Here is a 12,110-nt window from a genome sequence, read left to right on the forward strand (position 1 = left end):
GCCTGAAAAATTGAAGCAGTGACAAAGATGACCGAATCGAATGACGGATATTCTGTTTCGGACCAGCAGGGTACTCACGACATCCCGGCCGACAACCCATTCTTACGCCGCTCGGCCGTCTCGGCCATCGTGGGTGGGGTGCTGATTGCGATCGTGCAATATTTTGCGCCGAATTTCGACTATCAAATCGCCTTCTTACTGTGCGTGGGTATCGGAGCCCTCTCTCTGGGGCTGACGCTGTTTTTTTTGCAGCGTGCTGCATGGAGAGCGGGACACGCCTGGCTGGTGCCGATCTCTACGCTCGCCGTTGCACTGACGCTGTTCGGATTGGTTCGCGTTCGCACCCTCTCAGGTGAGATGATCCCACAGATCGAGTGGCGATTCACATCGCACCAAGTTCCCGATCTGCAAACCGAGGTGGCCGGTCCCGACCCCGCATCGGAGCCAAACGCCAGTCGCGGGACCGCCGTCGCAGGGGAGCCTGACGCGAGCGCGGATGCCGATGGAAAGCTCAACGAGAACAGTCCACCGGCGGAGTGGGGGCAATTCCTAGGGACTCATCGCGACGGAATCGTTGAACAGAGAGAGTTCGCGATCCCCGCATCGGCGGCGGAAGTCAACACGCTCTGGAACATCGGCATCGGGGCGGGCTGGTCATCTTTCGCCCTCTCAAACAATATCGCGGTGACTCTTGAACAGCGAGAGCATCGTGAATGCGTGACCGCCTATCGCCTGACCGATGGTGAGCTGTTGTGGATCGTCGACCATGATGCGATGCACACACATCCACTCGGCGAGACCGGACCGCGATCGACGCCGACGATCTGGAACGGCCGAGTCTATGCGCAGGGCGCAACCGGGATGCTTTGGTGCCTCGATCTCGCCAGCGGCGAGGTGCTCTGGCAGGTCGATCTGCTGGAACTGGCCGGGTGGGATCAGACGGAGTCCGAATCCGCTATTACCTGGGGGCGGAGCGCCTCGCCCCTGCTGGTCGATGGCCTGTGCGTGGTGCCCCTGGGCGGGAACGATCGCGTCGACGCCCGCTCGCTCGTTGCCTTCGACGCCGACAGCGGCGAGGTGCGCTGGACAGCGGGCGAGGACCAGATCAGCTACGCTTCTCCACAACTGCTCACGCTGGCCGGACAGCGTCAGATTGTGATCGTCAACGAGAATACGATCACCGGTCATGCGATCGACTCGGGGGCCGAACTCTGGCAAACCGATTGGGCCGGCCAGAGCAACGGCGGCGCGAATTGTGCATCCGTTGTGCCGGCGGGCGAGAACCGGTTTCTCGTCGGCAAAGGATACGGCGGCGGCAGTGCCTTGATCGAAGTCAAACCGACCGAATCCGGTGACGCCTTGGTTGCCGAAGACGTGTGGCGTTCCAACCGGATCATGAAAACCAAGTTCAATCATGCCGTCATCCGTGACGGTGTCGCCTATGGGATCAGTAACGGAGCCCTCCAAGCGATCAACTTGGAATCGGGAGCGCGGATCTGGGAACAGTCCCGCCGCAATCGATCGGGACAGGGGCAAGTCATCCTGGCGGGCGATACGTTGATCGTGCAAGAGGAAATGGGCGACGTCCTGCTCGTCGCGGCCGACCCCAGCGAGTACCGCGAATTGGTCCGCCTGGAGGCCCTCGATCACAAGACATGGAATGTGCCCAGTCTCGTTGGGAACGTGCTCCTGATTCGGAACTCCGTCCAAGCCCTGGCTTTGCAACTTCCAGCTTTGCAACTTCCGCCTGGCGAGAAATGAGCGAAGAAGAGGTGACCGGCATTCATTTTTCGATCCTTCCTTCATTAAAATCGACAATCCATCATGAGCAACACCCTACTGCCGAGTGAGCCCCCCAACCCCGACGAGTTCGAGCCGCTCGATTTTCTCGTCGTTGCCCCGCATCCCGACGATGCCGAAATCGGCATGGGTGGCACGATCATGCGAATGATTGACCAAGGCATGCGTGTCGGTGTCTTGGATTTGACCTCGGGTGAGCCAACCCCTCATGGCAGCATGGAAACCCGAATTCGCGAAACCGCCGCGGCGACCGCCGTGATGAAGTTGACGTGGCGTGGCAATGCCGGCCTGGTCAATCGCGGGCTCGAAAACACCCTTGAGGCGCGTGAGCGGATCGCTGGCTATGTCCGCTGTCTCCGCCCCCGCTGGTTGTTCGCCCCCTACCATCACGATGCCCACCCGGACCACTTGGCAGCGACCTTGCTAACCGAAGCAGCCCGATTCCACGCGAAATTAAGCAAGACCGATATGCCGGGGCCGCGGCATCATCCCGAGCGTTTGTACTACTACTTCTGCATCCACTTGCGTCTGGCTGTCCAGCCCGGTTGGATCGTCGACATCTCGGATCAGTGGGACCGCAAAATGGATGCCGTGCGAGCCTACGACAGCCAAATGGTCGCGGGTCGCCCGACAACGCCTCCCACACAACTCGATCGCATCCGCCATGAAGGCGAGCACTGGGGCCGCTTGATTAACCGCAACTACGGCGAACCCTTCGACACCAAAGAACCGCTCGCCATGAACAGCCTGCGGGACTTGATCTAGATGCCCTGTATGCCGAGCAAACGTCTCCGGCATATCGGGTGGTTTCCTCAACATCCAGCACGGGCCCGGCAGCGCTGAACAAGGGCGAGCGGTTCCGTGGCATTTACGCGGCGCGGTAGCGGACGCCGGATTTGTCGCGGGAGGTGGGCTCGATCGCTCCCGAATGCCGCATCACATAGGCCACCCGCTGGGCAATCCAACGCGGGCAATCGATGGCCGTCGCCAGATCCTGTGTGTTGAAATCGCCCCGGGCAAAATCCGCCAACGGGGTGCCCTGGGGAGCGACTTCGACGGGGAGCAAACGCCATAGATCGGCAGGCTCATGCAACTCAATCGAACCATGGACCTCGGTCAGTTCCGTGTCTTCGATCACGTAGCCCGGGTCGCGGCGTCGACGCTTTTGAGATTTGCGAACCCAACGATGCTGGTCGACATTGATGATTGGTATCTCCACCGTCAGCCGGGGATGCGGAAAAACGTCACGCAAATAAATCAATTCTTCGAAGAGCTCGTGGGGGTGACCGCGGCGCGGACTCAAACGGCGTGAGACGGTGTCGCCGCCCCGGCAGTTGCGGCGACAGATGCGGGTGCGATCAATGGACGGTTTGACGATGCGGACATCGTGCCGCTGGAGCAAGTCAAGTGTTTTTCGCCGAATGGCCGACAAAGAGGCACACTGGATCTCGACGAGTTCTTCGCCCCGGACCACATCAATCCGGTACGCACCCATCGCTACCTCAATCTGATCGGGTGACACGGCGTAATGAGATTTCAGTTGGCGGTGGAGGGAGGTTTCCAAGGTCGGATCACGGTGGGATTTGGGCGGCGAATGGCAGTCACACGTTAGTTACCAAAATCCACGAGAAATGCCCAGTCCTGTTGCTCTCGGCCCCATTAACCGAACAATATGGCGGCGTCTGCGTACCGGCAGCAAAGCGATTGACATTGACGAACCGAACGAGCAGTAGCCACGCTCGCCAGAGCGTGGATTTTGACGTTGGCTTCCATGCTCCACCCTCTGGCGAAGGTCACCTTCAGCGAATCGCTGAAATCGATTCGGAATAGTTGTGTATAACTAACCTTCGCATTGGCACCCTGCCCTCTCACGCTCTCCCTCTCTATCACCCCCTCGTTCCTATGACCGCTACCGTCGTGCTTGTGTTGGCGGTTGCTGGGATCGCGGGAGTGATGAGTGCCTTGGCTCTTTTTCCCGTGCGACGCTTTGCGCAGGCACTGGGGCTACTCGATCGACCGGGCGGGCACAGTAGCCATCTCGTGCCGACGCCGCTGGGTGGTGGGATCGGGATTTATCTCGGCGTTGTGGGCACGGTCGGCTTAGCGATTTTGGCTGCGTGGTGGCTGCAGAACGCTGCCGGCGATCCTGGCTGGCAGCAGCGAATGGCCGATGGGCCGCTGAGCACGCTCTGGTCGGCAGCGACGACGCATGCTGCCGGCGTGTGGTCGCGTGCTGCCGAGGTGCTGTGGCTGCTCGCCGCGGGCACCGTGTTGCTGTTGTTGGGGCTGTGGGACGATCGTCGAGGGTTATCAGTCATCATTCGGCTGGGGGTGCAGTTTGGCATGGCGGCCGCTGTTGTCCTTGGTCTCGGGATCGAATTGACGGCGTATTTCCAAGCCGGGTGGCTGACCAAGACGCTATCGGTGTTGTGGATTGTCGCGGTGATCAACTCGTTCAATATGCTCGACAACATGGATGCGCTCTCCGGAGGCATCGCGGCGATCATTGCTGCCGCGATGGCGATCGTGATGTTGACGACACCGGATCCAGATACCCATCATCCGCAATTGCTCGTCGCGGCATTGCTGGCGGTCGTGGCCGGGTCGCTGGTGGGATTCTTGTTCCACAATCGCCCGCCCGCAAAAATATTCATGGGTGACGGCGGCAGCTACTTCGTGGGCTTCCTTGTTGCAGTCTCGATGTTGATGGCGACGTTTGTGGGCGGGCCAGCACCGGATGGTTCAATCCGACCCCACGCCGTGCTGGCGCCGTTGTGCGCGATGGCGGTGCCGCTGTATGACATGACGACCGTCTTGTGGATTCGAATGCGTGAAGGCCGCAGCCTGTTTCAAGGTGATCACAGCCACCTGTCGCACCGGCTCGTCGAGCTCGGATTGTCACGTACCGCGGCAGTCGCGACGATCCATCTGATCACCGCGACCTGTGGCTTGTCAGCGGTCTTGCTAACACACGTTGATACCGTGCAAGCGATCATGGTGCTGGGGATTGTCGGCTGCATGTTAACCCTCCTGGCGATTTTAGAATCGACTCGCAGTCGGCGGTCGGAGTCGTGAGTCGCAGGGGCCGTCGACACCATGCGGGGCATGATCCCGTGGCCAAGACGCGGCCTGCCTACAGGCAGAACGCCAATGCAGCGGCTCGAGAACGCAGGCAGGATGCCTATGCCACCGTTGCACTGGGGGCAGCAGCGGCGATCACGGTCTGGGCCACGTACTATCCCGCCGATTCGACCGCCGTCGAGCAGGGACATGCGCTGGGCTTAACGTGTTCCCTGATGGGATGGGGGCTCGTTGCGGCGATCATGTTACGAATCCGACCGGCGCTGGATGCCCGAAACCCGGCGTGGTGGATGAATGTCTCCGCGTTGGGACTGGCCGCCTGGGTATTCACAGCGGCTTGGGTGACCGCCGGCGTTTTTTCAACCTCACCGCCCGAAGTCGGTGGAGACATGCGAGCGGCGACCAACGAAGCGTGGTGGTGGATCGCAGCTGCGGGTTTCCTAGTCGTGATGCGGCGGTTGATGGCGAACACCGATCGCCTACGCGCCGTTTTCGGATTGATGCTAGGACTCGGGACGCTGTTGGCCGTGCACTCGCTGCACCAATATTTCGTGTCGCTGCCCGAGACCATGCAAGAGTATCTCCGCGATCCCGACGGCACGCTCGCAATGATCGGAGTGAACGCGCCACCGGGTTCCGCAGCGCGGATGATCTACGAAAATCGACTGCGTGACGGTGGGCCGACCGCGACCTTTGCACTCGCAAATTCGCTGGCCGGACCGCTGGCCATGATCGCGACGCTCTGCGGTGGTTGCTTGACGTGTTTGCTGACGGGGTTTCGGAGTAGCGGAAACTCGCAAAGGGTTGCTCGCCGGGTCGCTGATAGCGAGGACCGCGGCACTGGCGAGGACCGCGGCACCGGCGAGGACGACGCGGATTTCGTCGAGCGAAGGGCGACTCGGGCTCGCTCGCTCGCTCTCAGTGTGATGTTGAGCGCCGTGCTTTGCTTGTTGATCGTAGCGTTGTTGACGACGGGGAGCCGCAGTGGATTCCTGTCCGTTGTGGTCGTCGGGATGGCCTTTGCCGTTTCGTCCGTCTGGACGCGAACCGGGCGTCAGGTGCGCACGGTTCTGGCGATCGCGATGGGGCTGGGCTCGGTGGCGGTCGTCGTGTGGTGGCAAGCCGGGGCCGAATCTCGGTTCGGCCAAGGGGCAGCGGGAGCTCGCCAAACGATCGAACTTCGCTTGCAGTACTGGGCCTCCACTCTCGCAATGGTTTTCGATCATCCGTGGTTCGGTGCAGGGCCCGGCAACTTCCAACTCGTCTATCAGAAATACCGTGACGTGCACGCGCACGAAATGATCGCCGAGCCTCATAATTTCTTTGTCGAAACATTGGCCTGCGGTGGTTGGATCGCCGCCATGCTATTGGCGATGTGCATGATCGCTGGAGGTATGGTTTACCGCCGTAACATGTCGCTGCACACTGCATCCGAACCTGATTCGGTGGCGCCGGATCTCGCACCAGAGAATCGATCAACACGGTCTGGGTTCCTGCAACAAAACAATGAATCGCTGGTTGGCCTGGCCGTCGCGATCGGAGCGTTTGTGGGGTTGCTGGCGGTCTGGTACGCAGGCATTTTCGGCGGCGCGTTGCCCGATTTCGAAGCGCATCAATACGGGATCCCGGCGGCAATCTTAGTAATGGCGACTTGGTCGATGGCGAGTCCATCAGGGGCAATGGGTTTCACGAACCGCCAGTGCCGGCGGATCGCGGCCGCCGCCGCCGTATGCGGTTTCGTGCATTTGTGCTTTTCCGGCGGTTGGACCCTCCCAGGGGTGAGCCTGCTGTTGATCTGGCTGGTCGGAGTCTCCACGGGCGTGCCAGCCAACGCTCGTGTGGCCGAACACTCGCCCGAATCGCGAGCCCCTCAGGAAATGAAATCAAGCATCCCACGTCTGGGCAGCGGATTGGTTTGGGTTGCTCTGATTCTCGTCATGGTGTTCTTTTCACTTCGTCCTGTGGCGCGGACTCGAGCCGCGATGGCAGAGGCCGCCACGCTGCTCGGTACCCATCGTGTCGGCCATGCGGAAGCGGTACTACGATCCGCACTGCAAAACGATCCGCTCGCACAGGATGCGGCCGTTTGGTTGGCTGAGATTGAAAACCGCAAATGGCTGCAACACTTCACTTCGCCGGCGACCGCATCACCTCGAGAATCGAGGGATGCCGACGAAGCAATCTCGGAGGCGATCTCGCGTGCCGGTAACCATCCGACACTGCTGCGTGCGATCGCAGAACTATTGGTCCACCGCTATCAAGTCGGCGGACGCACAGACGACCTCGTACGAGCCCAGCAGATCTTTTCCAAGGTGATGGTACTCTCGCCGACGCAGGAAAGCACCGTTGCTCAACAATCCGAAATCGTCCGCGAATTAACGGCCCAGGGACGCCATGTCGACGGTGATTCGGCTACGCACCTGGCCGCGCGTGCTGAGGAACTGGCCGCCTCAGGCGAGATGGTCACGCGCAAACTCGAACTGCAGCCGATTCTGGTCGCTCGCAAGCTCGGGAACGCCGCGCTGGGGCAACCTGTGCGCGCCCCTGCAGCCGAACTCCTAAGGGACCAGCCGGATGGTCCGAAGTAGCGAAATCGCGCAGAATGACGGCGGCAGCCACCGCCCTTCTCACACCCGTTCTCAATGAAGCCAACCATGACCGACACCCTCAAAAACCTGCCACAGTTCCGAGCGCTTGCTGAGCACTACGACGCGATCAAGGGCAAGCATCTTCGTGACTTGTTCGCCGAAGAGCCCGAGCGTGGCAAGAAACTGTCTGTCGAAGCCGCTGGGCTGTACCTGGATTATTCCAAGAACCGCATCACCGACGAAACGATGGACCTGCTCATCGATTTGGCTCGGGGTTGTGAGCTCCCCGAAGCAATCGAAGCCATGTTTTCGGGTGATAAAATCAATTTGACCGAAGGACGCGCCGTGCTGCACACGGCGCTGCGTGCCCCGGCAGGAACGTCTGTGGTCGTCGATGGCGAGAACGTCGTTCCCGACGTCCACGCGGTGCTCGATAAAATGGCGGCGTTTTGTGACTGCGTTCGTGGTGGTAAATGGGTCGGCCACTCGGGACTGCCGATTCGCAACATCGTCAACATCGGCATCGGCGGTTCGGATCTGGGGCCCGTCATGGCCTATGAAGCACTCAAGTACTTCAGCGCTCGCGAGCTAAACTTCCGGTTCGTCAGCAACGTCGACGCAACCGATTTCGCCGAAGCGGTCGCGGATCTCGATCCGATGGAAACGCTGTTCATCGTGGCATCGAAGACCTTCACGACGATTGAAACGATGACCAATGCCAACACGGCTCGCCAGTGGTTGCTGCACCGGATCGGCGGCGACGAATCCGCCGTCGCAAAACACTTCGTGGCCCTCTCGACCAATGCCGAGAAAGTCAGTGAGTTCGGCATCGATACCGCCAATATGTTCGAGTTCTGGGACTGGGTCGGTGGTCGCTATTCGATGGAGTCGGCGATCGGCCTGTCGACGATGCTGGCAATCGGCCCAGCGGGCTTTCGCGACATGCTCGCGGGGTTCCATGAAATGGACGAGCATTTCCGCAATGCACCGCTGGAAAAGAATCTGCCCGTACTGATGGGCATGCTCGCGGTCTGGTACGCGAACTTCTTCGGCGTCGAAACCACTGCCGTACTCCCCTACGAACAATATCTCAAACGCTTCCCCGCCTACCTGCAACAGCTCACCATGGAGAGCAACGGCAAGTCGACTACCTTAAACGGACGGCCGGTCGACTACCAAACCGGGTTGATCTACTGGGGCGAACCCGGCACGAACGGCCAGCACTCGTTCTACCAATTGATTCACCAAGGCACACGTTTGATTCCCTGCGATTTCATCGCGTTCGCGAAATCACTCAATCCATTCGGTGACCATCACGATATTTTGATCGCCAATGTCTTGGCTCAAAGCGAAGCACTGGCGTTCGGGAAAACGGATGCTGAAGTTCGCAGTGAAGGCACCCAAGATTGGTTGGTTCCACACCGCGTGTTCGAAGGCAATCGCCCCTCCAACACGCTCGTCGGTGAGCGGATGTCACCCGCGATGCTGGGCAAACTCGTCGCCCTCTACGAACACAGCGTCTACGTGCAAAGTGTGATCTGGAACATTGACGCATTCGATCAATGGGGCGTCGAACTCGGCAAAGTTTTGGCCAAAGCCATCATCCCCGAACTGGCCGCCGATGATGAATCGGTATTGGATCACGATAGTTCGACGAACGCGTTGATCGAGCGGTATCGGAAGATGAAGTAAATCCTCACTCTAACCGGATCACATCCAGGTGAATGCCTCGCCGTTGGCGAGGCGGAAAAGTAGTGGATTTTGAAAAAGTTAAAACGAGAACTGAAAAGGTGAAATTCGGTGCGCGCAATCAATTGCGCCACCGCATCACCCAAAATAGAAGCTGCCAAGGACAATGACGGGCGCGAGATTGCCCATCATCCGCTGCACAAAAACCGCCGTTTAATCGGTCTTCTTAGCAGCCGCAGCCTTGCCAGCCGACTTTTCCGGTTTGCTAGCTGACTCGGATTTCTTCGCTTCAGCCTTCGCACCTTTCTTGTAACTGTCGCTGCGATAGTCGGTTTGATAGAAACCGCTGCCCTTAAAGACAATGGCAGCTCCGGTGCCGAATTGGCGTTTCAGCTTTTTCTTTTTGCAAGCCGGGCACTTGGTTTCCGGCTCGTCATGGATACCTTGGAAAATTTCCAGCGTATGACCGCAGGCTTCGCACAAATAATCGTAAGTAGGCATCGTCGTGTTACAACGCAGAGAGGTGGGCTAAGGAATGGGGTAAAGCGAAAGGGGGTCGCGACTGCGAGGCAGTCCGGCCGGACAGAGTCGTTTAAATTAGCCGGTCGAGCATTCGCCCCGGGTAATATGCGACCGACGCGAGAACCGTGGTTAACGCCTAAGCGGCTAATAGACTCGGCAAGATACATTGTTTGTTCATCATCGTGGCGTTGTCCAGCACGGCACCGACTCTACGGTAGCCTTCGGGCGACGGAATGTCTAGAGATTCGCCTACGACGCGAGCAGGACGGGTGCATGACAGGGTTTGCGGCTGGGATTGGGGTCGGCTTGAATTTGGATATGAATTACACTTTGCGGCGTGCAGCCGGGAAGGCTGGGAGCTTTAGAGAACACTTTTCGAGGGAATCGCCATGGAATCGGCATCAGCCACACCCACCGCCCAACAAATCGCTGACCTCGTCATGCAGCGGCTCATCGATGGTGGCGGGATTCCCGATCTCGCCAACGCCAACTTGATGACGATCGAGCAACGGACCATCGAGGAAGTCGACCGGGTCACGCAAATCGTCATGAGCGAACTGCTCGCCAAGCAGTCTCGAGAGGCCGATCCGGTGACCGCCTGTCCCAAATGCGGTATGGAAATGACACCGAAAAAGGCTCAGCATCGCTCGCTGCAAAGTAGACGAGGCCAAGTGAAATTCAAAACCGACGTATCTCATTGCGAGGCTTGCCGCCTCGATTTTTTTCCCTCAGATGAGAACATTGCAGTGTGACATCGACATCGAGCAAACGCCCGCAGTCCTACAGAAAGTTACCATCGCCGCAGCGAGAGACCGTTCCTATGCGGTGGCCAGTCGCAACCTGCGAGACCTCGCTGAACTGACCATCTCTTCCAAGCAATGTCAGCGGATCGCCATTCGCATCGGCAACGAACGACTCGGCGAACAGCAACAAAGCATTGATCGCTACACCGCCGCGAGCATCCCCGAGCAACAGCACGGCCAAAGCCACGATGCACCAGCAAATGATTGGAGCGGACGTGCCGCAGTGATACAGGGTGACGGTGGTCGTGCTCAGATTCGCGATTCGCTTTGGGGGCAGGACAAACCGAGCGACAAAAAGCACCGTTGGTGGCGAGAGACTCAGGCCGGCGTGCTGCAAACGTATCAGTCCAGGCCATCGGACGTGGACCCTCACCCCGAGGTCCCAGAATGTTTGAAAGATCCGCTGTGGATTATTCCCAAAGTGAATGAAATCCATCGCAGCAGCGGTTCATCAAGTGATTCAGGCGAACCTGAGAGTGAGCCATCGCGTGACAGCCAGCCGTCATCAAAGCAATCAGCTTCGGCAGAACCAGCCAGCCAAAACAGCAAGTCGTCACGCAAGGATCACAAGCGTTGGAGCGGCGGTGATCCGTTGGTACAAACGATCGTTGCGACCCGACTGGGATATGATCATCTCGGGTTGGCGTTGGCGGCCGAGGCGTATCGGCGTGGTTTTAACAAAGCCAAAATCAAAGCCTTCATGGGCGACGGCTTGAAAGAAACAGGAAAAGGAAAGAAGGAAAAGGGCCACCCACTTTTCAGCCCGGGCTGCGGCTTGTTTTTGGCCGATTTAGCGACTATCCGCTCCTCGCAGAATGCCGCCACCGAGCATCTGGCTGATTCTGATCCGATTCTCCGATATCGGCGCAGCAGCGACCCCGGAGGGAATCAAAGCGGAAGGTTTTCCGAGCGGGTCAGGCCGAAGATATCCCGAGTGGGTTGTCACGGGCGCAGAGCCAACCTTGACCGCGACGGCTGGCTTCCTCGGCGAGGTGTTCTGGGCTGCCCGCTGCTCGCTTGAACACCCGCCCAAATCGGCTCACGACGTCGCACCAGGCATGGGTATCCAAGCCGATGCGTGTGAGGATCGGCTGCAAGTGCGAGGGGATCGCACCGACCTTGTCACTGCGGAGTTGACGGCCCGTCCAGTCGACCAATTCCAGATAGCTGGCCAACGAGACACTTAGGAAACCCTTCAGGCTGCCTCGCCTGCCCGAGTGATCCAGGTGCGGCCCGACGGGATCGTGCTGCTCGTCAATCTCGATCGGACTCATCCAGCCACTGTGCTGGCGACCGCGGCTTCGCTCCCAGTCATGGGTGCTTTGGCGGGTCCGATCGGAGCATTGAGTCAAGTCGTCAATCCGATCCTTGGCTCCGGTGTACTTGCTTGATTCAGGCGTTTCCGCCATGGCGGCACGAATCGGGTTGAGATCCACGTAGGCCGCACACGCCAACAAACTCGCTTCATCGAGGAGTACCTGTGCCCGAAAACGCCCTTCCCAGAACCATCCCTCGCAACGCGATGGAAATCGGGATTGGCCGATCTGACCAAATCGGGATAATTGACTTTTCCGCACTCAAATCGCTCGTTTGCTGGCTGGAGCGGTACCACCGCAAACAAATCACG

At 59.2% G+C, this 12,110-nt stretch carries 10 protein-coding genes; 7 read left to right on the forward strand and 3 right to left on the reverse strand.

Going from position 1 to position 12,110, the window contains the following annotated elements; genetic code table 11:
• Window positions 1–27 precede the first annotated feature (27 nt).
• Together SH410x_RS20880 and bshB1 are read left to right on the forward strand one after the other, a co-directional pair.
• On the forward strand, window positions 28–1,761 hold the full coding sequence (locus tag SH410x_RS20880) for an outer membrane protein assembly factor BamB family protein (RefSeq protein WP_473670445.1): 1,734 nt from the start codon (window positions 28–30) through the stop codon (window positions 1,759–1,761).
• A 63-nt stretch (window positions 1,762–1,824) separates the two neighbouring features.
• A complete protein-coding gene (bshB1, locus tag SH410x_RS20885) occupies window positions 1,825–2,565 on the forward strand; it encodes a bacillithiol biosynthesis deacetylase BshB1 (protein ID WP_473670447.1) in 741 nt (246 codons plus the stop codon).
• Between the two features lie 103 nt (window positions 2,566–2,668).
• Here the strand turns inward: bshB1 and SH410x_RS20890 are convergent, their stop codons facing one another.
• On the reverse strand, window positions 2,669–3,364 hold the full coding sequence (locus SH410x_RS20890; protein ID WP_473670449.1) for a DUF8091 domain-containing protein: 696 nt from the start codon (window positions 3,362–3,364) through the stop codon (window positions 2,669–2,671).
• Between the two features lie 338 nt (window positions 3,365–3,702).
• Here SH410x_RS20890 and SH410x_RS20895 point away from each other — a divergent pair, with 338 nt between their 5' ends.
• From SH410x_RS20895 to pgi, 3 genes are all read left to right on the forward strand, one after another.
• A complete protein-coding gene (locus SH410x_RS20895; protein WP_473670450.1) occupies window positions 3,703–4,875 on the forward strand; it encodes an MraY family glycosyltransferase in 1,173 nt (390 codons plus the stop codon).
• Between the two features lie 38 nt (window positions 4,876–4,913).
• Window positions 4,914–7,469, forward strand: a complete 2,556-nt coding sequence (locus SH410x_RS20900; protein ID WP_473670452.1) for an O-antigen ligase family protein — start codon at window positions 4,914–4,916, stop codon at window positions 7,467–7,469.
• Between the two features lie 66 nt (window positions 7,470–7,535).
• Entirely contained in the window at window positions 7,536–9,161 is a 1,626-nt protein-coding gene (gene pgi, locus SH410x_RS20905; RefSeq protein ID WP_473670454.1) for a glucose-6-phosphate isomerase, read from the forward strand.
• Window positions 9,162–9,371: 210 nt separating this feature from the next.
• On the opposite strand, the gene SH410x_RS20910 is transcribed toward pgi, so the two are convergent.
• Window positions 9,372–9,659, reverse strand: a complete 288-nt coding sequence (locus SH410x_RS20910) for an FmdB family zinc ribbon protein (RefSeq protein WP_473670456.1) — start codon at window positions 9,657–9,659, stop codon at window positions 9,372–9,374.
• Window positions 9,660–10,069: 410 nt separating this feature from the next.
• Between SH410x_RS20910 and SH410x_RS20915 the strand changes: the two genes are divergently transcribed.
• Entirely contained in the window at window positions 10,070–10,432 is a 363-nt protein-coding gene (locus SH410x_RS20915) for a hypothetical protein (RefSeq protein WP_473670265.1), read from the forward strand.
• Window positions 10,413–11,504: a hypothetical protein gene (locus tag SH410x_RS20920; protein ID WP_473670458.1), complete on the forward strand. Its 1,092-nt coding sequence runs from the start codon at window positions 10,413–10,415 to the stop codon at window positions 11,502–11,504. Before SH410x_RS20915 ends, SH410x_RS20920 begins: the two co-directional genes overlap by 20 nt.
• Here the strand turns inward: SH410x_RS20920 and SH410x_RS20925 are convergent.
• On the reverse strand, window positions 11,398–12,060 hold the full coding sequence (locus tag SH410x_RS20925; protein ID WP_473670460.1) for a hypothetical protein: 663 nt from the start codon (window positions 12,058–12,060) through the stop codon (window positions 11,398–11,400). The genes SH410x_RS20920 and SH410x_RS20925 overlap by 107 nt on opposite strands.
• Between the last annotated feature and the right edge of the window lie 50 nt (window positions 12,061–12,110).

The organism is Rhodopirellula sp. SH410 (assembly GCF_055811895.1).

Excerpts from the sequence above, each read along its gene's own strand:
- SH410x_RS20880 (WP_473670445.1), top strand. The coding sequence starts at position 28 with ATGACCGAATCGAATGACGGATATTCTGTTTCGGACCAGCAGGGTACT.
- bshB1 (WP_473670447.1), top strand. The coding sequence starts at position 1,825 with ATGAGCAACACCCTACTGCCGAGTGAGCCCCCCAACCCCGACGAGTTC.
- SH410x_RS20895 (WP_473670450.1), top strand. The coding sequence starts at position 3,703 with ATGACCGCTACCGTCGTGCTTGTGTTGGCGGTTGCTGGGATCGCGGGA.
- pgi (WP_473670454.1), top strand. The coding sequence starts at position 7,536 with ATGACCGACACCCTCAAAAACCTGCCACAGTTCCGAGCGCTTGCTGAG.
- SH410x_RS20910 (WP_473670456.1), bottom strand. The coding sequence starts at position 9,659 with ATGCCTACTTACGATTATTTGTGCGAAGCCTGCGGTCATACGCTGGAA.
- SH410x_RS20915 (WP_473670265.1), top strand. The coding sequence starts at position 10,070 with ATGGAATCGGCATCAGCCACACCCACCGCCCAACAAATCGCTGACCTC.
- SH410x_RS20920 (WP_473670458.1), top strand. The coding sequence starts at position 10,413 with ATGAGAACATTGCAGTGTGACATCGACATCGAGCAAACGCCCGCAGTC.